The organism is Tardiphaga sp. (assembly GCF_041424195.1).
Taxonomy (GTDB): Bacteria; Pseudomonadota; Alphaproteobacteria; order Rhizobiales; family Xanthobacteraceae; genus Tardiphaga.
The window spans coordinates 20,458-44,518 of record NZ_JBGMOE010000050.1 but is presented as its reverse complement, the minus strand read 5'-3'; the positions used below and the strand labels follow the sequence as shown (position 1 = coordinate 44,518).

The window sequence follows — 24,061 nt, the reverse complement described above, 5'->3', positions numbered from 1 at the left end:
GGCTCAGCTCCTGTCGGAAACGTCGGGGCCGGCACCACCACCATGGCTGTCGCCGGACTTGAGGGTTTGGGAGGCAATGGTCGCGCCGTGGCTGATCGCTTGCCGCCGCTTCATCGCCTTTGCCCAGGACGGTGCGCCATCGGTGCCGCCAGCACTGGCGCCTGCACCCTGGGGTGCACCGGCAGTCGCAGAGCCGCCAGCCTCGCCGCTGGCGAAGCTCGATCGCATCGCGCCGGCCGCCCGACGTAGCGGTGAGATCGCGGCGCCGCCTGCGTTCCTGCCCACATTGGCAAGGCCGCTGGCAACAGCAGCGCCGCCACTCTTGCCGGCGGCACCGGCCCGATAGGCGGCGGATGCGGCGCCGGCCGTGCGGGCGCCGCCCATGGCAGCCCCGCCGATTGCGCCAGCGGCCGCCCCCCCGGCAATACCGACGACCGCAGCACCCCCCGCAATGGTCGCGCCGGCGGCGAGTGCGGTTCCGGCCGCCGCACCAGCGCCGAGTTGGGGGCCGCCGCTGACGATGCCGTTGGCGATACCAGGTCCGAAGATGCCAAGGCCGAGAAGCGTGAGCGCTGCGAGCGCGATCGACATCGCTTGCTCGATCGTCGGCTCGGTGCCGAGCCCGGCATTGGTGAACTGGTTGAACAGCGTCGTGCCGATACCGGTGATGACCGCGAGGGTCATGAGCTTGATGCCGGACGAGATGATGTGCCCCAGCACGCGTTCGGCCATGAACGCGGTACGGCCGAAGAAGGCGAAGGGCAGCAGCACGAAGCCGGCGAGCGTCACCAGCTTGAACTCGATGATGGTGATGAAGACCTGGATCGCGAGTACGAAAAAGGCGAGCACGACGATCACCCAGGCGAGCAGCAGGATCAGGATCTGGGCGAAATTGGTGAACAGCCCGATCGGGCCAAGCAGATCAGCCGTGGCGTCGAGCAACGGCTTGGCCGCATCGAGCCCCGTCGCGGCGACCGTGCCGGGCTTGAGAAAATCGCCGATTGACATTGGGCTGCCGGCCGCCTTGAGACCAAGGCCGGCGAAGCTCTGGAACAGGATGTTGGCGAGGTTCGAGAAGTTGCCGATGATATAGGCGAAGACCCCGATATAGAGCGTCTTCTTGACCAAGCGCTGGAGCACGTCTTCGTCCGCACCCCATGCCCAGAACAATGCTGCGATCGTCACGTCGATCGCGATCAGGGTGGAGGACAGGAATCCGACCTCGCCGCCGAGCAGGCCGAAGCCGCTGTCGATATAGCTGGTGAAGACCGACAGGAAGGTGTCGATCACCCCTGTATCGTTCATCGGTTCTCTCCGGTGAAGAAATGGCGCCGACGCGCCTCCCAGGCGGCATCGCAACCGCTATCGGGCATGGTAATGCTGCGGCATCGGTCAGGGATCGCATCAGCCGGCATGGCGTTTACCGCCCGCCTGGCGACATGCGGAGGGGCGCCCGATGGAGGCCGCAGCGCCGATGCGACAGCTAGGGCGAGCATGATCCCGCCTAGCCCCACGCCGAACATTATCTTGCGCCCCGGCTTCATGTCAGTTGCCGCGAAACCGCCGGAAACGCTCGCGCCCCTCGGCCTCGGTGGCGGCGTTGTTCGCTGCCTGTAGCGCTTGAGCCCGCCCTTGAGCGGCGATCGCCGCAGTCAGGTCAGCAAGTTGCTGCGACTGAAGCGCGAGAAGCTGATTGCCAGCCTGCGAGGCCTGGAGCGCGCCGCTTGCCGACTGGCTGGCCGATACCAGCGTGTCGATCGATGCCTTTGCCCCGTCGATGTTGCCGACCACACCGGCCTGGACCCGCAGCGCATCTTCGAGCGCACCGACGCTGTCCTGCCAGCGATCATTGGCATTGGACACCATCTGGGACTGCGACGCGGTCAGATTGGCGCCATTGTAGCGCTGGGTGAACGCGCTCTGGATGTCCTGCACACTATAGGCGATGCGCTGGGCCTGGGTGAGAAGCTGACGGGTCTGCTGAATCTGGGATTGCAGCGTCGAGAGGGTCGATACCGGCAGGCTCGTGAGGTTCTTCGCCTCGTTGATCAGAGACTGCGCCTGGTTCTCGATCTGCCGGATCTGGTTGTTGATCTGCTGGAGGCTACGCGCCGCGGTCAGCACATTCTGGGCGTAGTTGGTCGGATCATAGACGATCCCACCGAAGCCGAACTGGGCGTGGGCCGGCAGACTGAACGATAGCGCGCTGGCGGAAGCAAAGACGAGCGCGACGATCCTCAGGCGTCGGGGCGTGCGAAAGATGGTCATGGGTAATTCTCCTCGTGTTGGGGGTGGTCGGATGCCGTGTCCGGGATCTCGGCAAGGAGCCGTGCGGCCCACTCGAGCCCGCGATGCTGGAGCCAGGCGCGGGCGAAGCCGGCATGGCCGTGCTCGGCGACCAGCTCGGCGATACGCCGCTGATCCGATTTGGAAGAGGCAGCGGCGAATGCGAGAGCGATCTCGCCGAGTCCCAGATCGAACAACCGGTTGCCGCGACGCGACTGGCAATAATAATCGCGCTTGGGCGTGGCGCGTCCGAGGATCTCGATCTGTCGGGCATTGAGCCCGAAGCGCTCGTAGATCCGGGCGATCTGGGGCTCCGCAGCGCGCTCGTTGGGCAGGAATATGCGCGTCGGGCAGCTCTCGATGATCGCCGGGGCGATGCTGCTCGTCTCGATGTCGGCGAGGCTCTGGGTCGCAAAGACCACGCTTGCATTCTTCTTGCGCAGTGTCTTCAGCCACTCGCGCAGTTGGGCAGCGAACGCCGGGCTATCGAGCACCAGCCAGCCCTCGTCGATGATGATCATCGTCGGCCGGCCATCAAGGCGGCCTTCGATGCGATGGAAGAGATAGGCGAGCACCGCCGCGGCCGATGCCGCGCCGACCAGCCCTTCAGTCTCGAAAGCCTGGACCGTGGCGGCCCCCAGATGCTCGGACTCGGCGTCGAGCAGCCGGCCCCAAGGCCCTCCGACACAATAGGGTGCCAGCGCCTGCTTCAGGTCGTTCGACTGGAGCAGGACCGCAAGGCCGGTCAGTGTCCGTTCGGCCGTCGGCGCTGTCGCGAGCGACGTCAGCGTCGACCAGAGATGCTCCTTGACCTGGGGATCGATGCGGATGCCTTCGCCGGCGAGGATCGCTGCAAGCCACTCCGCGGCCCACGCGCGTTCGCCGGCTTCGTCGATGCGGGCAAGCGGCTGAAGGGCGACCGGTGCCTGTGCCTCGCTGTCGCCAAGGGCGTCGCCAAGATCCTGCCAGTCCCCGCCCATGGCGATGGTCGAGGCGCGGATCGAGCCCCCGAAGTCGAACGCGAAGATCTGATTGTCGGGGTAGCGCCGAAACTGAAGCGCCATCAGCGCCAGCAATACCGATTTTCCGGCGCCGGTTGGCCCGACAATCAGCGTGTGGCCGACATCGCCGACATGAAGGGAAAACCGGAACGGGGTCGAGCCTTCGGTCCGTGCATGGAGCAAGGGGGGCATACCGAAATGCTCGTCCCGTTCCGGCCCCGCCCATACAGCTGACAGGGGGATCAGGTGGGCGAGATTGAGGGTCGAGATCGGGGGCTGGCGGACATTGGCGTAGACCTGCCCTGGCAAGCTGCCGAGCCAGGCTTCGACCGCATTCAGCCCCTCGGCCATGCAGGTGAAATCGCGGCCCTGGATGACCTTCTCGACTTGCCGCAGCTTTTCCGCCGCGAGCGCGGGGTCGCGGTCCCAGACGGTCATGGTGGCCGTCACATAGGCGATGCCGGCCTGGTCGGCGCCCAGCTCCTGAAGCGCGAGATCTGCATCGGCCGCCTTGTTTGCGGCGTCGCTGTCGGTGAGGACCGACGCTTCGTTGGTCATCACCTCCTTGAGGATGGCCGCGACCGACTTGCGCTTGGCGAACCACTGCCGCCGGATCTTGCCGAGCAGCTTGGTCGCATCGGTCTTGTCGAGCATGATTGCCCGGGTCGACCAGCGGTAGGAAAAGGCCTGGCGGTTGAGCTCGTCTAGAAGGCCCGGAAAGGTTTCGGTCGGGAAGCCGGTGATCGTGAGCGTGCGCAGGTGGTGCGCGCCAAGCTTCGGCTCGAGGCCGCCGGTCAGCGGCTCGTCGGTGAGCAGCGCGTCGAGGTGCATCGGTGTTTCCGGCACGCGAACGCGCTGGCGCCGGGTCGAGACCGTGCTGTGCAGATAGGTCAGTGTAGCGGCATCATCGAGCCAGCCGATCTCGGGCATGAATCCTTCGACCAGGTGCAGCAGGCGGTCGGTTCGATCGTCGAACGCGCGCAGCAATTCCTTCGGATCGATGCCGGTGCTGGAGCGGCCCTCATAGAGCCAATTCTCGGCGCGCGCCGCATCCTCAGCAGGCGGCATCCACAGCAGCGTCAGATAATAGCGGCTCTCGAAATGCGCGCCCTCCTCGCGGAACTGCTCCTGCCGTTCGAGATCGACCAGCTCCGATGTCGGATCGGGAAAGTCGCCGCCGGGATAGTCAAGCGCCGGCGTTCGCTGCGCCTCGACGAAAATCGCCCAGCCCGTGCCGAGCCGCCGCAGCGCGTTGTTGAGGCGGGCAGTCACCGCGACCAGCTCGGCCGGCGTCGCGCTGTCGAGGTCGGGGCCGCGGAAATGCGCGGTGCGCTGGAAGCTGCCGTCCTTGTTGAGGATAATCCCCGGCGCGACAAGGGCTGCCCAGGGAAGGAAATCCGCAAGGCAGGCGGCGTGGCTGCGATATTCGCGCAAGCTCATCATGGCCGCACCCAGGTCGGATACCGCAGATGGCGGCGAGCGACATCGACGAAGCGCGGATCGCGCCGCGCCGCCCATACGCCGAGCGCGTGACCGATGGCCCAGATCGCGAGCCCTGCGAACCAAAGCCGCAGTCCGAGGCCGATCGCGCCGGCAAGCGTCCCGTTCAGGATCGCCACCGCGCGCGGCGCCCCGCCCAGCAAAATCGGCTCGCTCAGCGCGCGGTGAACCGGGGCGTAATAGCCCGGCACGATGTCGCCGCTGCCCTCCATCAGATCAGCGCTCCGCCGCTGAACGAGAAGAAGGAGAGGAAGAAGGACGAGGCCGCAAACGCGATCGACAGGCCGAACACGATCTGGATCAGCCGGCGGAAGCCGCCCGAGGTCTCGCCGAAGGCAAGGCTCAGGCCCGTCACGATGATGATAATCACCGCGATGATCTTGGCGACCGGCCCCTCGATCGATTCAAGGATCGAGTTGAGCGGCGATTCCCACGGCATCGAGGAACCCGAAGCATAAGCCGGGCTCGTCCACAGCGGGGCGCAAAGCGCCAGGCCGATTCCCAAATGACGGGCGCGCACGAGGCGACGCCGAAGAACAGCGATCATGAAACGTCTCCTTCTTGAAAGGCGGGAAGCAAAGTCAGGCGGTAATCGCCGGTCGCCGGGTCGATCCCGTCGACGCGCGCCAGTTCGGCGAGACGGCGACCGGAGCCATCACGAACCAGGACCGCGACGAGGTTGATCGTCTCAGCGATAAGCGCGCGGGGCACCGTCACCACCGCCTCCTGGATAAGCTGTTCCATGCGCCGGAGCGTTCCGATCGCGCTGCCGGCATGGATCGTGCCCACACCGCCGGGATGGCCGGTGCCCCAGGCCTTCAGGAGATCGAGCGCCTCGGCACCACGCACCTCGCCGATCGGAATGCGGTCAGGACGCAGGCGGAGACTGGAGCGGACCAGATCGGACAGCGAGGCGACGCCATCCCTGGTGCGCATCGCGACAAGATTGGGTGCCGCGCATTGCAGCTCTCGCGTGTCCTCGATCAGCACGACGCGATCGCCGGTCTTGGCGACCTCAGCGAGCAGCGCGTTGGTGAGCGTGGTCTTGCCGGTACCGGTGCCGCCCGCGACCAGGATATTCGCGCGATCGGCGACGGCCTTGCGCAAGACCGCGGCCTGCAGCCGGGACATTATCTGGTTGCGCGCATAGTCCTCCAGACTGAACACAGCGACAGCGGGCTTGCGAATGGCAAAGGCCGGCGCCGTCACCACCGGAGGCAACAGCCCCTCAAACCGTTCACCTGTCTCGGGCAGTTCGGCCGACACGCGCGGCGATCGGGAATGAACCTCGACACCGACATGGTGGGCGACAAGCCGGATAATGCGCTCACCGTCGGCGGGCGCGAGACGTTCGGCAGTATCGGTGATACCCTGGCCCAGGCGATCAACCCAGAGGCGGCCGTCGGGATTGAGCATCACCTCGATGACGTCAGGCTCGGCGAGCCAGGCGGAGATCGACGCACCCATCGCCGTGCGCAGCATACGCGCGCCGCGCAAGGTAGCTTCCGATCGGACTGGCTCCGCGCCCATCTTGATCCCCGTTCCGGCGCAGGCACGATGCCGTTGGCGCGATGGGGATGATTAAGAGACGCAGGAAAAGTCGAAGTTCAACAGATATTTAGCGGCGTAGCAGCGTGGCGAAGTAATACAGGGGATGGCGTAGGCGCCTGCTTCAACGGTGATTGCGTCAACCCCTTCCGCGCGGCAATGACAATGGATTGTTGAAGGGGAGTTTGTCGTGTCGAATCGAGTTCGCGACTTGTCGGCCAAGCGCCTTCAGAGTTTGATGCTGGACGACATCGTGTATTGCCATCTCTCCTCGCGACAGCCGGAGAGGACCAAGGACTTTCGAGTGACGTCGTGTCTCGAAGGGATTGAGCACGAGATGCGACAGTCCCGCGGCATCCAGCTCACGTCCAATTATGCTCCACTCCTGGCAGGCTTCGCCATTTTGGACCAAATCGGCTCCTGTTATCGCGACAAGAGCAAACCGCACCACCCTATCGGCGGAGCGTCAATTCATCGGGCGCTCTATTATTTCATGAGTCTCGCACCGATGAGCGATGAGGTGAAGGCACTCTACGCGCTCCGCAACGGACTGGTTCATGACGCATCGTTGACCAGTCGTACCAAGTCTGGCGACTGGTATATTTTCCGATATGACAGAGAGATGGCAGCCTCGATCAAGCTCGCCAAGCGACCCTGGGATGGTTCATCGGGCGACCTCGGCGACGATACTCTCACCCTGGTCAATCCGCGCTATTTCACCGACCAGATATCGCTTGCGCTGTCCAAACTTCGCGAGTGCTATATTGATCGGCGGTCCGACTTGGACGTCCTGATGTCCGCCACCGATATCTTGCACAAATATCTGTTCTGGACGCCGATATCTTGAGCTCGCCCGGGAGCCTCGGTAACGCCAGATCGGCCGTTCTGATTCGAGTCAGATACCGTCACCGTTTGAACGGGCTACATCCACTGACAGCTCGGTCTTCAGGCGCGGGCCATTCTCCATTCGTCGGTTGAGCGATTCCACGAACCGTTCCCACCGCTCCCTGCCCATCGCCTGGGCGGCTTTCATCGCCGTATCAGGCAACGGTGCCGTGCTCGTCAGCCAGAAGCGAATGAACAGCGCCAACGTCTCGTTCGACAGCTCCACATGCCATTCCAGTCTCTCGAGTTGCCGGGTCAGTCGATCGAGCCGGCGGCTGACCGCGGCTTCGAGCCGGTCGGCGCCATCGGGCGAGAGGAATGATTGCAATGCGGCCTCGATGATCGCGGTCTGCGAGGCCCGGCGAGATCGCGCATGATCGGCAAGCTGTCGCGTCAGATCCGCCGGAAGCCGGACGGTATATTTGACCCGCGGCCCGCTCATAGCTCGATACCATCATTGGGATCGAGCGACGCCCGCCTGGCGTTGCCTGCCGCGAGGCGGTCCGCGGCGCGACGAGCCTGCGCCGCATCCTCTTGCGCCGCGTCGCCATCGAAATCGAACTCACCTTCGGGGGCTTTAGGTGTTGGCGCGATGTCCTCATGGACGCCAAGCTCCGGCTCCCGCCTGATGCCGGCATTGGCATTGTCGGTGATCGTGTCGGTGGGTTTTGTGGCCCCGTCCGAAGCAGAAGCTTCCGTTCCCGGAGGGGACGGCTGCTGCGGCGCCGGCTCGGGGGCTGGCGGTGCGGCAACGGGCACCATGTCGGACCAGTCGTCGCGCGCGCGATATTTCGGCACGATGGCCTGTGGTGCTGGTGGAGGCAATAGCCGCTCGCAAAACCGTGGATCAAGATAGTAGCGCGCCTTGGTTCCCCGAATGGGCGCCACGCCCGACACCATGACGATTTCCTGATCGCTAGGGAGCTGCATGACCTCGCCGGGCGTGAGCAAAGGCCGCGCGGTCTCGGTACGCGACACCATCAGATGTCCGAGCCACGGCGAAAGCCGATGGCCAGCATAGTTCTTCATCGCGCGCATCTCGGTCGCGGTGCCGAGCGCGTCGGAGATCCGCTTGGCGGTGCGCTCATCGTTGGTCGCAAAGCTCACCCGGACATGGCAATTGTCGAGGATCGCGTTGTTCTGCCCATAGGCCTTCTCGATCTGGTTGAGGCTCTGCGCGATCAGGAAAGCCTTCAGCCCATAGCCCGCCATGAAGGCGAGCGCGCTCTCGAAGAAGTCGAGCCGGCCGAGCGCCGGAAACTCGTCGAGCATCAGCAGCACCCGGTGCCTATTGCCTTTCGGATGAAGTTCCTCTGTCAGGCGTCGGCCGATCTGATTGAGGACCAGACGGATGAGCGGCTTGGTCCGGCTAATGTCGGAGGGCGGTACGACCAGATAGAGCGTCACGGCCTGCGGGCCGCTGACCAGGTCGGAGATCCGCCAGTCGCAAGCCCTCGTCACCCGCGCCACGACCGGATCGCGGTAGAGTCCGAGGAAGGACATTGCGGTCGATAGCACGCCCGAGCGTTCGTTCTCCGACTTGTTGAGCAGCTCGCGCGCGGCCGAAGCGACCACCGGATGCACGCCGGCTTCGCCCAGATGCGGTGTGGTCATCATGGCGCGCAACGTCGTCTCGATCGGCCGCCGGGGATCGGAAAGGAAGGAAGCGACCCCGGCCAACGTCTTGTCGGCCTCGGCGTAAAGGACATGGAGAATCGCACCGACCAACAATGCGTGGCTGGTTTTCTCCCAGTGGTTACGCTTCTCGAGGCTGCCTTCCGGGTCGACCAATACGTCGGCGACGTTCTGCACGTCGCGCACCTCCCACTCGCCGCGCCGGACCTCGAGCAGCGGGTTGTAGGCCGCCGACGCCGGATTGGTCGGATCGAACAGCAGCACCCTGCCGTGGCGAGCACGGAAGCCGGCGGTGAGCTGCCAATTCTCCCCCTTGATGTCATGGACGATGCAGCTTTCCGGCCAAGCGAGCAACGTGGGCACGACGAGCCCCACACCCTTGCCCGATCGCGTCGGCGCGAAGCACAGCACATGCTCGGGCCCGTCGTGACGGAGGTAATGTGGTCCTAGAAGACCCAGCACCGCTCCGCGATCGCCAAGCAGTCCGGCACGATTAGCCTCGGCCGCTGTTGCCCATCGTGCCGAGCCATAGGTCTCGGCCTTCTTCGCCTCGCGGGCGCGCCACACCGACATGGCGATCGCCACGATGATCGCAAGGATGCCGCCCGAGGCGGCGATGAACGCCCCGCGCACGAAGATCTTCGGCGCATAGGCGTCATAGGCGAACCACCACCAGAAGAAGGCGGGTGGCGGATAAACGGGGATGCCGGCAAGCACGAACCAGGGCGGCCCGAGTTCGGGCTGGTAGGCAAGCGCGTGGGCGGTCCATTGGGTGGCGCCCCAGACCGTGCCGAGCACGATCGTGATGACGGTCAGGACCTGGCCCCAGAGTATCTTGGTAGCGTTCATGCGGTGATCTCCGGTTCGGATTGATGGGTGGGCGTCACAGGCCAAGCCCCCTGCCGCGGCCGAGCGACCAGTCGATGCCGCCGCCGGGTCCCATGGTGCCGGCGATGTGTTGGCCAAGATGCGAATCGAGCGCCGGTCGCCAGGGCACGAGCTGGAAGCCCAAGCCATCGTCGATCATGGCGAAGCGGCCGGACGAGAGCGTCACGCGCTCGCGATAGATGCCGCTCACATAGTCGCCGGCTGCGGACGGACGGTGCGCAAGGCCGGTGCGGGCGGCGATCGCTTCGGTCGCGGCCTCAAGTTCCCGCGTCCTGAGGGTGTCGATCAGGTCGCGGGCGAACAGGAAGCCCTGTCCTTGCCGGCGCGCGAGGCCAGCGCCTTCGAGATGTCGCGATCGGGCCTCCATCGCGTCGCGGATCTCGATCCCGAACCCGTTGTCGATCGCGACCGGATCGCGCGCGATCAACTGGCGATCGAGCCAGGTTGCGCCCTGTGCCTCGACCTGTGCGGTCAATGGCAGATCCGACCGTGTCGCCAGCGAGAGACGATGACGCCCGCGCGCGTCCTGCCACGACCGGAGTTCGACGATGGCGCCTGGCCGGGCGTCGCCGGTCATGTCGATATCGTCGAAGGTCAGGTGATGCAGTCGGCCGTCGGCACCGTCGATCACGGCATAGGCGGTGCCGGCGAGTTCATCGTGCAGACCGCGCTCAACCAGCCGCCCGATGATCGGTTCGGGGGGCGCATCGCGATGGAGCGCGAACGCGCCAGGATCCGGCGCGCGGCCTTCGCCCGCCATGGCGCGGTGCATGGTCTTGATGATGTCGGTGCGGATCGAAAGGTCACGTAGGACCTGCTCGGCGTCCGGTCGGATCGCCCATACCCCCGGCCCTTGTTGATCGGCCAGTCCGAGCCTCTCGAGCTTGGCGGCCCGCCCGACCAGCAGCCGGCGCATTTGGGGATCGTCGCCGGTATCGGGACGGAGGTCGATGGTGCCCGTCAGTTCGTCGGCGAGGCGCTGGAGAGATCGATCCAGGCTGGTCCAGCGTTCGGCCTCAACCTCCCGTTCGATTGCCTGATGGATATCCCGCTCGTTGCGCGGCCCCAGCTCGATCGTGGCCCGCTCCTCGGCGCGGGCACGCATGCCTTCCCGGATATAGTCGCGGTCGATAACAAGGTCCGATCCGTCGCTGGCGACACCGCGCACGAGGACATGGACATGGGGGTTGTCGGTGTTCCAGTGATCGACGGCGACCCAATCAAGCTCGGTGCCGAGATCACGCGCGACATCGGCCATCAGCTCGCGGGTGAAGGTCCTGAGGTCGGCGAGGTCGCCGGCATCCTCGGGGCTGACGATGAAGCGGAAATGGTGCCGGTCATCCTCGCAGCGTCCGGCAAAGCTATCGCCATCGGCATGGTCCGAGCGCACGTCGAACAGGTCGGCATCGCGCCCGTCGCGTGTGACGCCATCGCGCTTCAGATAGGCGACATGCCGGGCGAGCGGTGCTGCGCGAAACCGTGCGCCCGTGTGACGAACGACCCGTGCCTTGATGACGACGCGACGGTTGGTGACGCTGCCCGTCGTGCGCAGCCGGGCAATGCGGCCGCGTCCTCGACTGCCGGTGCCTCGGCCTCTCGACGGTCCTCGCCGGGCGTGACCTGCCCTGGCCGCGGCCCGCCGCACCTGTGCGGCGAGGCTTTGCGCCCGACGCCCGGATGCCTGTCCGGCATCCCCGCTCCTTCCCGGCCGGATCGTGAAATCGTTGTCGTCGGAGGTCACCGCCGGCCTCCCATGGCCGATGCCAGACGGCGACGCATTGAAAAGACGGGATAAAGTGAAAATCGTGCCAGACGGCCTTCCCGCGAGCCAGACGAAAAAACCTTTATCTCACAACCACATGCGCCCCACAGGCTGGCGCGCCTTTTATCTCGCCATCGATTTTTGCCTTCGGAATCAATCGCCTGCTCCCTATGCTGCACTACGCCGCCACGTCCCATCTCGCGCGAAAAGACGCTGTGGACGTTCATTGTTCGCTCCGACCGGAAAGCGGGATGAAGAGGGAGCCTGCTGAAGGGATGGAGGGGGTGCGAGCGCTGGACGGGGGCGCGGTTTCGCCGCTGCCAGGTTGGGCGCCGAAGGAGGGCGCTGCAGAGACGGAAGTCCGGTCGTTGCGCGCAACGAAGATGACGGAGGTGCGCCAAGTAGGGGCGATCGGAAGAGCGCGTACGGTCGATGCAGCGAGCGATGCGGTGTCCGATGCGCCCAGCGATGGGGTGATGCGCGCGACGTAGGAAAGCGTTTCCGCCGGAAGCGTTTTCGTCCCCGACCGCCATTGGTCGACGCGGCCCGGTCCCGCGTTATAGGCGGCCAGCGCGGTCGGCAGATCGCCGTAGCGATCGAGCATCTCGCGAAGATAGGCCGCGCCGGCCAGGATGTTCGCATGGACATCGAAGGGGTCTGCAGCGAGACCATAGCGCGCCGTGAGGCTGCGCCAGGTCGCCGGCATAAGCTGCATCAGACCCATCGCACCGGCTGCGGAGATCGCGCGCGGGTTGCCGCCGCTTTCGGCGCGCATCACCGCCCAGATCGAGGCTTCGGATAGGCCGAAGCGCCGCGCCGCTTCGGCAACGATGGCGACGTAGGACGGCGCGTCTGCGGCTGCCGATGGTCCGGTCCTTGCCATGACTCCTGCCGGGACAAACGCAGTAGCGGCGCAGGCAAGGAGCATCGGCAGCATCGAGCGGAGCAAGCACGCACGCCGACGCCCGCGTACCGGAGTCATCGCTCACTGCTCCCGCGCGCGGCGCGGCACGCGTGACCAGAGCAGAAGATACTGATCCTCCCCGTCGCGAGACGGGAGCAGATTCGCGCGCAGTGGTTGGGCAAGGCTCGGGCAGTCGATCTGCACGGTGATGAAGCTGCCGCCGCCCTCGCGCGGGTGTGTCCAGCCCGAACCGACCTCCAGCGCCGGTTCGTCGCCATCAAGATGAACACGCCAGTCAGGGGCTTTGTCGCTTGCACGTTCGGCGATGGGAACAAGCCGGAGCGGCACGTCGAGAAGCGCGGTCTGGAGCCGGCCGACATAGACGTCGCCGACACGGTGAAAGCGGCCAATCTGCATGATCAATGTCCTTTGCTGGGGGTGGAAGCCGCGCTGCCGCCAAGGCCGCGCCAGTGTAGTGGCTTGTCGGGAGCATCGCGGGTGAGGACCGGCGTCGCGCGACCGAGCAGGCCGGCGGCCGGGATCGGGCCGAAATATCGGGCGTCCATGCTGTCCGGCGTGTCGTTCAGCAGGAAGAGCTGGTCGCCGCCGACGATGTGACAGCCATGCCAGACCGGCAGCGGCCGGCCATGGCTGTCGCGAGGCAAGGCCGTCGCCGTCAATCGGCCGTCAACGGTCACGCGCGGGCCGGTGCGGCAAACGCGCGCGCCGGGGCGTGCCGCGACATGCTTCAATAGCGGCACGCCGATCGCGAGATAATTGCGGTCCGCCATGTAGCGCGCGAGCGCGTGGGGCAACTTGATCGCAACCAGGTCGCCGGTAGCGGGATGCGCTGTGGCCGTCAGGCGATAGAGGCCGATCGGCGCGCTGGCGCTCGCGTTCCAGATGAGCCGGGGACGCGGCGCGAGCAACGCGACGCCGACGAACAGCGTCGTGAAAAGTTCGGCGACGAGCAGCGTCACCAGCACATAACCGAGCCGGCTCATGACTCGATCGCCTTGCGCTTGAGCCATGCCGCATGGCGTTGGGCGGTATAGAGTCTCGGCCGCTCGCCTGCGGAGAGACGGTTCTGGATATGGCGCCAGTGATCAGGCGAGGCGTCGCACGGATCGACGCCGGCGGCTTCCACCGCGTCGATCGCGGCGAGCACGGCGCGGACCTTCGGCCAGCCCTGGATCGAAAGCAGGAGTTCGCCGCCCGGCCGCACGAACGGCACCGTCGTATAGCCCTCTTGCGCGCCAACGGCGCGCAGAACGTCGATCCGTGAATGGACCGTGCCATAGTCGTTCGAAGCCCAGCGAACGAACGAGAACACCGCATTGGCGCGGAACGAGACGACGCGGGTTCGACGGCTGACGATTCGTTCGGCGGCTATCCGCCCGAAGCGGATCCAATGCTCAAGACGCTTCTCGATCCAGATCAGTTCGACGTCGGTCATGGCGTCGCGGAGCGGTGGAACGACGCCAGTGCTCACGCGCTCGCCGGGCGGCGGCTGCTTCATGGTAGGTCTCCAAAATGAGGGTCCGATGCGAGAGGCACCCCGCCGAACGGCAGGACGGCCGCGATGCGGGCGTCGGCGCGCGCGGCCATATCGGCGTCGATCTCGCACCCAAGATAGCGCCTTCCGGTCGCGCGGGCGGCTTCGCCCGCAGCACCTGAACCCGCGAACCAATCGCCGACCAGGCCGTCAGGCGGGCAACTGGTGCGGATCAGGATTTCGAGAATACCGACCGGCTTTTCGGTCGGGTGGGTCGCTCGGCCATGACAATTCGGCGCGTAGATGACTGAGCGCATCAGCCGCGGCCCGCCATCCTCGCTGGCATAATGCCCCCGTTCGATATGGCCGGTATGCGGCGGGCGGCGTTTGCGTCTAACGGTGCGCGCGGTGGCATCGGGCGTGGTCTGAACGTCGTTATAGACATCGTCCCAGCGCGCATCGGTGCGGTAGAGTTGAACAATCAGTTCGTGGACGCGCTTGAACCGATCGGCGTGGAACGCGCTACCGTTCTGCTTCTCCCAGACGATTTCCTGGGCGTAGCGCAAACCCGCCGCGCGAATGTCGCCGGCGATACCGAGAAAGCTCCGCAGAGAACCGAATAGCCAGATCGAGCCGGTCGGCGCGAGCGCCTGGCGTGCCAGCGCGAGCCATCCTTCGACGCGGCGATCCCATCCCAGCGACGTGTCGCCATAGGGCGGATCGGCAAGGATCATGTCGAACGGCGCATGCGCCGGCATGACAGCGCGGCAGTCACCAATGAGCACGCTCATCGCGACCTCCGCGCGTCGAGCAGCCGAGCGGCGCTGTCCACAGACGCACCATCCGTTAGCAAGAATCCGAAGGATTCTTCTCTATTAGGACAGTTAGAGAGAGCAGGATTCGCCGAGCGTTTTCTTGAGGTTACACGGCCCCCGCGTTCCCGATAGTCCGAACATCGCGTTCCCGATGGTCCGAACCCGGCTGTTCCCGATAGTCCGTGTCTCATCGCCGGTTATCCACAGACGCAAGACGCACGCGGCGCATCGCACGGTCGAACGAATCAGCCGGCAATGGCGCGAAGATCAGCCGCTCGCGGCCGAGCTGGTGCTCGATGCTGAGCGCATAACCGGGAAGCGGCTGACGCTGGACGATGCCGCGCAGCTCGAACGCGAACCGCCGATACGGCGACAGCACGCCGGACTTGAGATGGAGGTGCTCGACATCGAAGCTCCAGCCGCCTGACTGGCGGCCGCCGTGCTTGCGAACGAGGCGATAGAGCCAGCGCTCCAGTCCGCCGGTCAACGCGAAGTAGGCGCGGTCGATCGTCAGCACGAGCGCGCGATCGAGGACGCCGGCATAGAACCAGTCGGGCAAGATCAACTCGATGCCGAATGCGCGGCCGTTATGGTCGGCGAGTTCGCGCCATTCGTTGATCCAGGAAAAGCGGTGGCGACGGCGCTGATGCTGCTGACGAATCGACGTGGCGACCGTGGTCGACTGCAGCCGGTCGAGCGCCGCCTTAAGGCGATCATAGCTCGCCTTGCCGGTGCCGCGCTCGGTGAAAGCGAGAATTTCGTGTGGCGTAGTCGCCATCAGCCGTGAGGTCGGCCGGCCGGCGTCGCGTGCCTGGATGAGCTGGCTCGCCGCCCATATGAGGACGTCGGCATCCCAGATGGTGGCCATGCCATGCTCAGGCACGGCCTCTACCGAGATCCATGTTTCGCCCATGCGGAAGTCGATTGGCGCGATGCGCCGCGACTTTGCGAGGCTGAAGAAGGGCCACGTCATCAGATCCTGCGCATCGCGCGGCGCGATGTCGCCGGGCACTGACCTGAACAGGTCGAGCTGCGCGCGCTCGCCGATGCGCAAGGAAGTGTTTCGCACGGGGGGCGCTCAGTCTTCGGTAGGGCGGCGCCGGGCCGGATAGACGACGCCGATGCCCGGATCGGACGTCGATTTGCGCGTGCCCCGCGTTGCCCAGGCGTCGAGGTCATCGATCGCGTAGACGATTCGACCGCCGAGCCGGCGATAGACCGGGCCAGTGCCGTAGCAGCGGTGCTTTTCGAGTGTCCGCGGGCTGAGTCCGAGGTGGGTCGCAGCGTCGGGTGTCTTGAGATAGCGCGGGCGCACGGCGGATAGGTCAGGCTGCACGATCGTCCTCCTTGCTTGACGGTGCCGGCCCCGGCTTTTGCAGAGCCATTGGGAGGACCGTGGCGGAGAACAACCGGCGCCCCGGAGCGGCTATTTTGGCGCGCTGGTTTTTGTCGCCCCCCCGAGCGTTCCGCGGAGCAGGTTTCGATATCCGCGGTGCATGAGCGCGAGCGCCTCGCCGATCAGGCGTTGGGTGCGACGGCGCTCGGTCGAGGATTTCCACTCCATGCCGCGCCCGAGCGTCATGCCGGGATAGACCAGGCGGCGGGCGATCTCGTGCGAGGTCGGCGCGCGATGCGCGCCTTCGAGCGCGTCGAGGATATCAAGCAGGAGGTTGAGACGCTGGCGCTGGAACGCGGTGGGTCGGAAACCGCGCAGCTTGCGCGATGGCGGTGCGCCGGCCAGGCGCCGGTCGAGCCGCGAGGCGGCGCTCCGGCGGGTTTCGATGGCTGCGTCGCGCACGATCACAAAGGCCAGCGGTTGCCCGGGAAGAGTGTCGCGAAGCCAGAGATGATGCGGACCATCGACGTCGCCCAACACGAGGTGGCGCCCATCCGACAGCGCGCGATCGGCGAGAATGATGGGCCAGCCGGTAATGTCGAACGGCGTCGCGCCGGCGAAGCCGGGCGGCGCAGCGTCGAGGATGACGGTTACGGGCGATAGGAACGGCGACCAGAGCGCCGGATCGCTAGGGGGCGAAGCGTCCGGCGCGAACGGGAAAGCAGAGGCCCCAACGACGGGCCATCACCTCCGCTTCGGTCGCTGGCGCTGCCGAGGGCGCGTTTGCTGACAGCGCGAGAAAGTCTCGCCGGTAATCAGGGTTGCGGCGCAGGAACTCCTGTGCAAATCCGGCAAAATCCAGATTGCGCCGCGCCGAGCTTCTTCCCCTGCGTTCGTCGGACATCGCCGCCCCTTTTAGGTGGGCCGGCATCCTGCGGACTGTTGTGCGTCGGGGATATTCCAACTTCTTGAGGGGCTTATCCCCCGAAATGGGGAGACCCGCCAGGCGTGGAGCGCGAGGCGGGTCGGTGGCGCGTCAGTCGTTGTTGCGGCGCGAAGGCCGACTCCAGACAAGGTCAAAGCCGCCATCCCCGTTGTCGTAGAGCTGGGCGAAGATCGGTGCGACGAAGCTCGGATCGTCGAGCTTGACTGAGAGGAAGCCGCGGTCATCGCTGGTGCGCTTGCTCCAGGCGGCGCCCACGTCTGCCTCGCCGACCATCACGCGGTGGCTGGGAGCGTTTGCGCCGTTGCTGTCCACCGGGACGATCCGTACCGACTTGGCCTGGACCGAGAGGGTGATGATCTCGCCGCGAAGTTCGCCGGAGACCTTCTTGAAGCTGCCAATCTTGCTCATGTTACAGTCCTTTCTTGCGTCTCGGGCCGCGCCCTTGCGACCTCGATGCGCATGACCGGACAGCAGGTGCCGGACGCCGCAGCCGTCAGGCCCGCAGCGACAGCGAAGGACGGCGGGCATGGGACTTTCTTGGTGCGCGAGGAACGGCGGCACGCCGGGGGAAGAAAGTTCCAGGACCGCCGTTGCGGCCAGGCCGGCGAGCGGAGCGGCCTGCTGGCAAATGCGCGCTATTGAGAGGTCGCGGGGCTCGGCAGCGAACCGGAAAGCTTAGCTATGAGGTCCGGAACGCGCTTGGGTGGGCGATCGTGATCTTCGCGGAGAATAGCGAAGAGTGCCGCGGGTGGTGGATCGGGTGCGACAGTCCTGCCGCCCGCTACAATGGCCCGTGAGGATCGGCGTGTTGGTCGAGGCCCGGAGCCGCCGCGTCGAGGCTGGCCGAGCCCGAGCGGCAGTCGGACGATCACCGTGCTCGTACCGACATTCAGCCTGACCGCCAAGGGAGGATCAGTCGGAACACCCTGTCTGGGTTGGTCCCGTCAGCAGAACCTGACGCACTGGTGCTGATGTAATCTCGGTCCATGCCTTGGCGGCGATCGCCATCGCACCAATGAAGCTGAGCATCGTCAGGGTGACGCCGGAGCCCAGCGCCATCCCGGCGATGCCGTAGATCGCGTGATAGCCCGCGAAGGCGGCGGGGATGACGAAGAGCGCGGCGATGGCGAGGCGCAGCAGCGGCGAGCGTACCGTGTCGAACAGGATGCGCCCGATCGCGAGCGTCGCCGCGCCGACGAGGATCGCGCCGAGGATCGAGGCCGGCAGACCTTGGCCGTGCGCGTGAAGCCAGAAACCCGTTGCAAGGCCGGCATAAAGCGGGAGGGCGTGCACGGCGAGGCCGATTAGCAGCCAAAGGACGTAGAGTGCGGCGAACAGGCCAAATAGGAGCAGGATGGTCATCGGCGTCCTCCATAGCAACATGGATATCGGACGCGCCCGCCACCACCTCCACAGCGCGATCTGCCGGGAGAGCATAGCATAAGGCGGCCCGTGAAAAAGCGGAAACGCGCAGAGGGCTGAAAGCCCGCCGATGGGCAAGCGGTCATCCCCACGGATCATATTCCCGGACCACCTGGTCGGGATTGCCGTCATATTCCTGGCTCGGCATGACCACATAGCCCTTGTCGGTTCTGACGAGGACGATGAGGGTCATCAGCGTCCTTGCAAGGCTCCAGGCGAGCGATTGAGCGGTGTTGAGCGGCATGATGAAAACTCCTGTCCGGGAGCGGGGCCATCCCCGCTCGACAGGGGCCCCGGCGGCCGGGGCCTGGCCGCAATCACCGCGCCGGGACTTGTCCCAAGCGGCCGCACGCGCCAGCGTAGTGGACCCTTTACGGGTTGATTGAAGGAGGCTCAGGCTTCGGCCACAGGGATCAGCGCCTTGCGAGTGGGGATGGCCCGATCCCGCGCTTTGCTCCGCCGCCCCTACCGATCAGTCGCTTGTCTGGAACCTCGATTGCCTGATGGTGACATTGGTCGTGGGCGAGGTTCGATGCCGCGATGAAGTCTGCTGTGACAGTCGCGGCCGCAGAAAGGCCCGAACACTGCAAATGGAAGAGAGATGACCGGGAGGCGATGTCTGCCTACGGTGACCGGCTGCGTTGGACGATGCGAGTCGCCTCTGCGCGGACAGGATTGGGAAGTGGAGTGATATTCGTGAACAATAATGATCTTGCCGATGCCATTGCCGCCACGAGCGGCACCACCAAGGCCGATGCTCGTAAGCTGGTCGATGGCGTTCTGACGGCGATCGCGGAGGCGGCCGCCAAGGGCCAGGAAATATCGTTGAACGGCTTCGGCAAATTCAAGATCAAGGACAGCCCGGCCCGCGAGGGACGCAATCCGTCGACCGGCGAGACGATCCAGATCGCCGCATCAAAGAAGCTGACCTTCACGCCTGCCAAGGCCTTGAAGGACAAGCTGAACGGTTGAGCATGGCGAAGCGGGGACAGGTATCGACCTGTCCCCGCAAGTTTCAGATCAGCGGATCGGCCAGCCCGCTCGTTCGGCGAGTGATTGCCGTGCCGGCAGGGCCGCCTCGCGCGCCATGTCGGCTATATCGCATTCGGCGAGATCTTCGAGCGCATAGCCTTGCCGCTCGGCCGCCGCGATCAGCGCGGCGAGGCTGGGATATTCATCGAAGCGTATCCCTAACCAGAGGCCGGGTTCGTCGCGTTCTTCGTCCTCGAACGCCTGGAGGAAGTAGGTTCGCATCGGCGGGTCGTAGCCGATGACGGCATTGTCGTCGGTCCGTGTGGCCGACCGAACGGTAACAGCGTGACGGCTCATCCGGAGCGTCCTTTCTTATCTGGGAAAGAAGATACCGGCCCCGCCTGGGGGGCGGGGCCGGCGGCGGCGTGTCAGGCCGGCGGGTTCCAGATGATGACCTTCTTCGAAGGGTCATCGCCGGGCGCGTTGGCGACATTGCCGTAGATGGTGCCGAATTCCGGCGCAGACAGCGAGACCGAAACATATTCGGCGCCCGTGGTCTGCGAGAAGCGGTTCCAGCCGGCGCCCAGCTCGAAGCCGTTCTTGCGGCTGATGATCCGGAAGTCCGGTTCGCTGTCCTTCGCCTTGCGGGCGTTGGGAATGATCGCGATCGGCGCGGTGACGTTGAGCGTCGCGAGCGTGCCTTCGAGACTGCCGTCGGACTTCACGGTGAGGTTTGCGATAGTGGCCATGGTCAAAACTCCTTCGGTTGCTCGGGGACCATCCCCGATGGCGCCCAAAGGAGAGCCCGGTCTGCCGACGTCACTGGAGCGTAAGCGGAAGGGAACCCCCTTGCGGGGTTGACGGCACGAGGCATGCCGAGGATCGTATGCAGGCGACAAATGAGGGGTCGGTCTCCAGCAGTTGGAGGGATGCGGCTGTCCTGGCCACCGCTTTCCTCATGAAACGTCAGGGGCGGCCGTCGCGTTCGGCTATCTGCGTAAATCCCGCGTGATCCCGTGTTTCCCGCCCCGAGGCGAATTTGCGATCCACACCCCGGCCGGATCAAGCAGGCACGGTCCTCGAAGACAGGCGCTTCCGGAATGCTTCCCGCAAGCGGACGGCATCGGCTCCGAAATGCGCCTCCCGGTGGTGGTTGGGGCAAAGGCAGATCACATTTGCCACCGCGTCCGGGCCGCCTTCGTGTAGCGGGATAATATGATGCGTCTCCAGATAGATCGCGCCACCGGCTCGAACAAAGCCGGGCGAGCCACAATATTCGCAGCGTCCCGCAGCGCGCAGCAGGGCACGGTTCCGAATGCGCGGATCGCGGACATAGACAAGACCTGCCTGTTCGCGCCGCCGGACCTCCTCTGAACCGTCCGGCTCAATCAGGGCGAACTGGTCGACGAACAGGCAAGCCGTGCCGCGCACAAGCACGTGCGCGCCGGTCGCCGCATCATAAGAGGCGAGCGTCCAGGGCTCGGGATCGAGTTCGCGTTCCGAGACCTGCGAGGCCTTGGCCTCCGGATCATCGCGATCCCGGCGATTGCCGGCATTGAGAATGACCCGTATCGAGAGACCATCGCGCTGCGCGAGCTGGAGCGCATCATCCAGCTTGCGGGCGCGGCGCCCCCAGGGATTGCCGCGCCCGCGCGCGAACTGGACGTCGGCATCTTCGCGGAAATTGCCGCGATGGACGATGAGGCCGTCCTCTTGCCTCAGTAGCACATGCCAGAGGTTCAGCACGATCGCATTGCCGGGTTCGACGAATACCCATTCGTAGCAATATTTGGGGTTCGTCCGCGCACCGGCCGCGCCGCGTTTACTGTTCGACCAATCGGAGACGTCGAGCCCCGCCTCGCGAACGAGGTCATGGACGAAATATTTTCGAGCGGGCCGGATATCGTCGAGCATCGACATCGACATAGACCTATCTCGTCATGTCGACGTTAAAATTGCCCGATATTGATCTCTCTCGTTCATTCGCTCTTGAAGCGAGCGGCCATTATGAAATGCTGTGGCGATGAGCGATCCCGAACCCGAGCCGCTGATCCAGCGCAACTTCGCGCCCGAGCTGCCGCATTTCGGCAAGCATTTCGTCTATCATGGACAGAGCGGCGTTCTGACGTTCCGCATCGATGTCCAGGACTCTACCCATGACGGTCATGTGATTGTCGGCGGCACGATCCTCCATGGGATCGAGACATACCCGACGGGGGTGGAAAAGGATCTTAGAGGAGGGCAGTTTTCTGCCTTTGTGACGGAGAGTGAGTATATGCGGTTGTCGAACTCGCCGCTGGACTGACCGAATTAGCCCCGCGCGCACGACCGGTCATCCGGGTCGATTGCGAAAGTCCCAGATGCGGATGCCCATCTTCCGGGCCTTGTCGGCGAGATTGTCCTGGATGCCGGTACCGGGGAAGACGATCACGCCCTTTGGGCAGGCTTCGAGCATCGTATCGTTACGCTTGAACGGCGCGGCCTTCTTGTGGCGGTTCCAGTCGGGCTGATAGGGCTTTTGCGGCACGTTGCGGTCGCGTGCCCAGCAGGCAGCGATACGCTCGGCGCCGGTCGGCGTGCCGCCGTGGAGCAGGATCATCTGCGGTAGCTGCTGATGAACCTTGTCGAGCACGGCATAGATTCGGTCATGATCGTTGCAGTCGGCGCCGCCGGTGAAGGCGATCCGCACGCCGTCGGGATTGAGCACCAGGGCATCGCGATAGGCCCGGCCATCGATCTGCTTGCGGCTGTCGAGCACCGCCGAGGTCAGCGCCTTGCGATTGACCATGGGGCCGGAACGGGGAAGCCAGGGTTTGCGCAGATGGATGCGGAACTGATCAGCGGCGGCGTCGCGGAAGAATTCCATCGTGTCGCGGCGCTCGATCATGGTGATGCCTTCGGCGATCGTGCGTTCCAGCTCGACCGACTTGACCTCGCTGCCATCCTGTTCGCGCTGCATGCGCTTCTGCGCCTGCTCGTTGTCGTCGAGCTCGCGTTCGACCCGTTCGCCGGCGCGGTGAAAGACGTTGACGACGCCCCAGGCGAGATCCTCGAGGTCGGGTTCGATCCGGGTGTCGATCAGGCATGAGACCAAGGCGTCGAACATTTCAGCGACCGCGCCGCCGGCGATACGGTCGTCCGGCAGCGGGCGATGGTCGGGTTCGTCGTCGAAGGGGCGATAGCCATAGAGTTGCATTTCCTGAAGGAGATAAGCCGTGGAGCCGGGTTGGGGCTCGTCCTGTTCGGGGTGATCGGTGTCGCTCGTCATCGCCATGCTCCGGATCCTGTGAGCCACGCCTCTCGTGGCCTTCGTGGCGACGACCGGCGGCGGGCGGAGCGGGCTTGCACCGCGCCCGACAGGGCGCGGCCGAAGCGCCCAGCGGAGGATGGCGGAGCGGCGGCTATTTTGTTTCGCGCTGCAAAGGGGCTTCAGCCCCGGCGGAAAATAGCCGTCGCGCAGCCATTGCCGGCCCGGGCCGCTTGCCGCAGTCGCCCTCTATCGAAGGCAAGAGCGTGGCGTCTCGCCGGGATCGTCCGGATCATGCGGATGCGACCATCCGGTCCGTGCAGGACTGAGCCCCTGCCTTCCGGCCTATCCCCGTCCGCCAAGGAACCGCGCCGCATCGGTTTCGAAAAGCTGGGACCGCACCGCCACCGCGAGACGCTCACGCCCGAACGCGCACAGGTCGTCGTTAAAGTCCCCGTGCCTGGGCTCGAGCGGCACCACCTCGATACCCATCGGGATCGTGCGCTCGGTGAGCGTCTTCAACGCGCCCGCACCGGCGGGATCATCGTCGCGCGCGACATAGAGACGTCGAAGTCCGGCCGGGAACAGGATGGCGGCAAGATGGGCGGCGGAGAGCCCGGCGATCGCCGGCATCAGAGGCATGACCTGACGCAGCGACAACATGGTTTCGATGCCCTCGCCCGCCATCATGATCGGGCCATGTCGTCCGAACCTGACCCCATGCCCAAGCAGATCGCCCATGGCGCGGCGAGGATAAGCGACCGGCGCCTTGCCGGAGCCGTCGAGCGCGAGCCAGGTGCGATGCACGCCGGTGACGCTGCCATCAAGGTCGGTGACCGCCGCGATCATCGCCGGCCATACGGGTCGGACATCTGGGTCATCTTCGTCGGATGCCCGATACCAGCAAGAGGCATGAAAGTGCAGCGCCTCGCAGCCGGTAAGGTCGGTGATGTGCCGTGACGCAAGATAGGTCCGAACCAGGCTGCTCCCGACAGGCTTCGAGGCGGCACAGAGCCGCCGCGCCGCCTGCTGCGTGCCGGACGGTGCCTTGCTTTTCCTGTACGGCTCGTTCGCGACCGGCGGCGGCATGGGCAGGCTGAGGAAATGGCGAGCCTCGTCGAGCGTTTCGCGCATGGTCTGGCAATTCCGGGCAGCCGCGATAATGTCGAGCATATCGCCATGATCACCCGACTGCGCATCGGTCCATTTGCCGGCCGCTCCGCGCCCGTCGGGCGACGCGGAGAGACGGACATAGAGGCTGCGCCCGGGTGTGTTGTGGACGTCGCCCACCAGCCAGTACCGGCCCTCCTTGCGTCCCTTGGACAAGTAACAGCGGCAGACCGCCTCGGCATGGTCGGCCAAGGCCGCGGCGATCTGGCTGGCGGGGCTGATGGTATCCGTGGCGGGCATCGTGGGGCT

30 protein-coding genes are annotated in these 24,061 nt (G+C 65.4%); 3 read left to right on the top strand and 27 right to left on the bottom strand.

Features of this window, described 5'->3' with window-relative positions:
- Positions 1-3: 3 nt before the first annotated feature.
- Genes trbL through trbB form a run of 7 tightly spaced genes read right to left on the bottom strand, consistent with a single transcriptional unit; the run spans position 4 to position 6,317 of the window.
- Positions 4-1,305 carry a P-type conjugative transfer protein TrbL gene (gene trbL / locus ACEK02_RS08255; RefSeq protein WP_209516608.1) on the bottom strand — a complete coding sequence of 434 codons (1,302 nt, stop codon included), beginning with the start codon at positions 1,303-1,305 and terminating at the stop codon, positions 4-6.
- The gene (gene trbK-alt, locus ACEK02_RS08250; protein ID WP_371421262.1) at positions 1,302-1,496 is read right to left on the bottom strand and encodes a putative entry exclusion protein TrbK-alt; all 195 of its coding nucleotides are present in this window, start codon (positions 1,494-1,496) and stop codon (positions 1,302-1,304) included. The genes trbL and trbK-alt overlap by 4 nt, the downstream gene beginning before the upstream one ends.
- Before the next feature lie 49 nt (positions 1,497-1,545).
- Positions 1,546-2,268, bottom strand: coding sequence for a P-type conjugative transfer protein TrbJ (trbJ, locus tag ACEK02_RS08245; protein ID WP_209516614.1), 723 nt, complete (start codon positions 2,266-2,268; stop codon positions 1,546-1,548).
- On the bottom strand, positions 2,265-4,730 hold the full coding sequence (trbE, locus tag ACEK02_RS08240) for a conjugal transfer protein TrbE (protein ID WP_209516616.1): 2,466 nt from the start codon (positions 4,728-4,730) through the stop codon (positions 2,265-2,267). The genes trbJ and trbE overlap by 4 nt, the downstream gene beginning before the upstream one ends.
- Positions 4,727-4,999: a VirB3 family type IV secretion system protein gene (locus ACEK02_RS08235; protein WP_209516619.1), complete on the bottom strand. Its 273-nt coding sequence runs from the start codon at positions 4,997-4,999 to the stop codon at positions 4,727-4,729. The genes trbE and ACEK02_RS08235 overlap by 4 nt, the downstream gene beginning before the upstream one ends.
- Positions 4,999-5,334, bottom strand: a complete 336-nt coding sequence (locus ACEK02_RS08230) for a TrbC/VirB2 family protein (RefSeq protein WP_209516622.1) — start codon at positions 5,332-5,334, stop codon at positions 4,999-5,001. The genes ACEK02_RS08235 and ACEK02_RS08230 overlap by 1 nt, the downstream gene beginning before the upstream one ends.
- On the bottom strand, positions 5,331-6,317 hold the full coding sequence (gene trbB, locus ACEK02_RS08225; protein WP_209516625.1) for a P-type conjugative transfer ATPase TrbB: 987 nt from the start codon (positions 6,315-6,317) through the stop codon (positions 5,331-5,333). The genes ACEK02_RS08230 and trbB overlap by 4 nt, the downstream gene beginning before the upstream one ends.
- Before the next feature lie 208 nt (positions 6,318-6,525).
- Here trbB and ACEK02_RS08220 point away from each other — a divergent pair, with 208 nt between their 5' ends.
- Complete coding sequence (locus ACEK02_RS08220; protein ID WP_371421261.1) at positions 6,526-7,182, top strand: hypothetical protein; 657 nt, start codon at positions 6,526-6,528, stop codon at positions 7,180-7,182.
- Between the two features lie 48 nt (positions 7,183-7,230).
- Here ACEK02_RS08220 and ACEK02_RS08215 read toward each other — a convergent pair whose 3' ends face one another.
- The 15 genes from ACEK02_RS08215 to ACEK02_RS08145 form a co-directional block, all read right to left on the bottom strand.
- On the bottom strand, positions 7,231-7,662 hold the full coding sequence (locus ACEK02_RS08215; protein WP_209516632.1) for a ribbon-helix-helix protein, CopG family: 432 nt from the start codon (positions 7,660-7,662) through the stop codon (positions 7,231-7,233).
- Complete coding sequence (locus tag ACEK02_RS08210) at positions 7,659-9,704, bottom strand: conjugal transfer protein TraG (RefSeq protein ID WP_209516635.1); 2,046 nt, start codon at positions 9,702-9,704, stop codon at positions 7,659-7,661. The genes ACEK02_RS08215 and ACEK02_RS08210 overlap by 4 nt, the downstream gene beginning before the upstream one ends.
- A gap of 34 nt (positions 9,705-9,738) precedes the next feature.
- On the bottom strand, positions 9,739-11,484 hold the full coding sequence (locus ACEK02_RS08205) for a DUF3363 domain-containing protein (protein WP_209516638.1): 1,746 nt from the start codon (positions 11,482-11,484) through the stop codon (positions 9,739-9,741).
- Positions 11,485-11,728: 244 nt separating this feature from the next.
- Complete coding sequence (locus ACEK02_RS08200; RefSeq protein ID WP_310066596.1) at positions 11,729-12,388, bottom strand: lytic transglycosylase domain-containing protein; 660 nt, start codon at positions 12,386-12,388, stop codon at positions 11,729-11,731.
- Between the two features lie 102 nt (positions 12,389-12,490).
- Positions 12,491-12,826, bottom strand: a complete 336-nt coding sequence (locus ACEK02_RS08195) for a DUF736 family protein (RefSeq protein WP_209516641.1) — start codon at positions 12,824-12,826, stop codon at positions 12,491-12,493.
- 2 nt (positions 12,827-12,828) lie between these two features.
- On the bottom strand, positions 12,829-13,413 hold the full coding sequence (locus ACEK02_RS08190; RefSeq protein ID WP_209516644.1) for a S26 family signal peptidase: 585 nt from the start codon (positions 13,411-13,413) through the stop codon (positions 12,829-12,831).
- Complete coding sequence (locus ACEK02_RS08185) at positions 13,410-13,928, bottom strand: DUF2840 domain-containing protein (protein ID WP_310066599.1); 519 nt, start codon at positions 13,926-13,928, stop codon at positions 13,410-13,412. Before ACEK02_RS08185 ends, ACEK02_RS08190 begins: the two co-directional genes overlap by 4 nt.
- Positions 13,925-14,695 carry a site-specific DNA-methyltransferase gene (locus ACEK02_RS08180; RefSeq protein WP_209516647.1) on the bottom strand — a complete coding sequence of 257 codons (771 nt, stop codon included), beginning with the start codon at positions 14,693-14,695 and terminating at the stop codon, positions 13,925-13,927. The genes ACEK02_RS08185 and ACEK02_RS08180 overlap by 4 nt, the downstream gene beginning before the upstream one ends.
- Positions 14,696-14,906: 211 nt before the next feature.
- Positions 14,907-15,788: a replication initiator protein A gene (locus ACEK02_RS08175; RefSeq protein ID WP_209516650.1), complete on the bottom strand. Its 882-nt coding sequence runs from the start codon at positions 15,786-15,788 to the stop codon at positions 14,907-14,909.
- A 9-nt stretch (positions 15,789-15,797) separates the two neighbouring features.
- Positions 15,798-16,055: a helix-turn-helix transcriptional regulator gene (locus ACEK02_RS08170; RefSeq protein ID WP_371421260.1), complete on the bottom strand. Its 258-nt coding sequence runs from the start codon at positions 16,053-16,055 to the stop codon at positions 15,798-15,800.
- A gap of 90 nt (positions 16,056-16,145) precedes the next feature.
- The gene (locus tag ACEK02_RS08165) at positions 16,146-16,700 is read right to left on the bottom strand and encodes a DUF2285 domain-containing protein (RefSeq protein ID WP_371421291.1); all 555 of its coding nucleotides are present in this window, start codon (positions 16,698-16,700) and stop codon (positions 16,146-16,148) included.
- Between the two features lie 43 nt (positions 16,701-16,743).
- Complete coding sequence (locus ACEK02_RS08160) at positions 16,744-16,959, bottom strand: transcriptional regulator domain-containing protein (RefSeq protein WP_209516653.1); 216 nt, start codon at positions 16,957-16,959, stop codon at positions 16,744-16,746.
- Positions 16,960-17,091: 132 nt separating this feature from the next.
- On the bottom strand, positions 17,092-17,409 hold the full coding sequence (locus tag ACEK02_RS08155) for a DUF736 family protein (RefSeq protein ID WP_209516656.1): 318 nt from the start codon (positions 17,407-17,409) through the stop codon (positions 17,092-17,094).
- Between the two features lie 504 nt (positions 17,410-17,913).
- Positions 17,914-18,363 carry a hypothetical protein gene (locus tag ACEK02_RS08150; protein ID WP_209516659.1) on the bottom strand — a complete coding sequence of 150 codons (450 nt, stop codon included), beginning with the start codon at positions 18,361-18,363 and terminating at the stop codon, positions 17,914-17,916.
- Positions 18,364-18,505: 142 nt separating this feature from the next.
- Positions 18,506-18,667, bottom strand: coding sequence for a hypothetical protein (locus tag ACEK02_RS08145; RefSeq protein WP_209516662.1), 162 nt, complete (start codon positions 18,665-18,667; stop codon positions 18,506-18,508).
- 452 nt (positions 18,668-19,119) lie between these two features.
- Here ACEK02_RS08145 and ACEK02_RS08140 point away from each other — a divergent pair, with 452 nt between their 5' ends.
- Positions 19,120-19,395: an HU family DNA-binding protein gene (locus ACEK02_RS08140; protein WP_209516665.1), complete on the top strand. Its 276-nt coding sequence runs from the start codon at positions 19,120-19,122 to the stop codon at positions 19,393-19,395.
- A gap of 48 nt (positions 19,396-19,443) precedes the next feature.
- Here the strand turns inward: ACEK02_RS08140 and ACEK02_RS08135 are convergent, their stop codons facing one another.
- From ACEK02_RS08135 to ACEK02_RS08125, 3 genes are all read right to left on the bottom strand, one after another.
- Positions 19,444-19,752 (bottom strand): hypothetical protein, encoded by a 309-nt coding sequence (locus ACEK02_RS08135; RefSeq protein WP_209516667.1) that lies wholly within the window; start codon positions 19,750-19,752, stop codon positions 19,444-19,446.
- Between the two features lie 71 nt (positions 19,753-19,823).
- Positions 19,824-20,144, bottom strand: a complete 321-nt coding sequence (locus ACEK02_RS08130) for a DUF736 family protein (RefSeq protein ID WP_209516674.1) — start codon at positions 20,142-20,144, stop codon at positions 19,824-19,826.
- Positions 20,145-20,457: 313 nt separating this feature from the next.
- Positions 20,458-21,321, bottom strand: a complete 864-nt coding sequence (locus ACEK02_RS08125; RefSeq protein ID WP_209516677.1) for an HNH endonuclease signature motif containing protein — start codon at positions 21,319-21,321, stop codon at positions 20,458-20,460.
- Between the two features lie 91 nt (positions 21,322-21,412).
- On the opposite strand from ACEK02_RS08125, the gene ACEK02_RS08120 reads away from it, so the two are divergent.
- Entirely contained in the window at positions 21,413-21,700 is a 288-nt protein-coding gene (locus ACEK02_RS08120; RefSeq protein WP_371421259.1) for a hypothetical protein, read from the top strand.
- Positions 21,701-21,727: 27 nt separating this feature from the next.
- On the opposite strand, the gene ACEK02_RS08115 is transcribed toward ACEK02_RS08120, so the two are convergent.
- Both ACEK02_RS08115 and ACEK02_RS08110 read right to left on the bottom strand, forming a co-directional pair.
- Positions 21,728-22,669 (bottom strand): DUF2493 domain-containing protein, encoded by a 942-nt coding sequence (locus ACEK02_RS08115; protein WP_371421258.1) that lies wholly within the window; start codon positions 22,667-22,669, stop codon positions 21,728-21,730.
- Positions 22,670-22,987: 318 nt separating this feature from the next.
- Complete coding sequence (locus ACEK02_RS08110; RefSeq protein ID WP_209516683.1) at positions 22,988-24,052, bottom strand: toprim domain-containing protein; 1,065 nt, start codon at positions 24,050-24,052, stop codon at positions 22,988-22,990.
- Between the last annotated feature and the right edge of the window lie 9 nt (positions 24,053-24,061).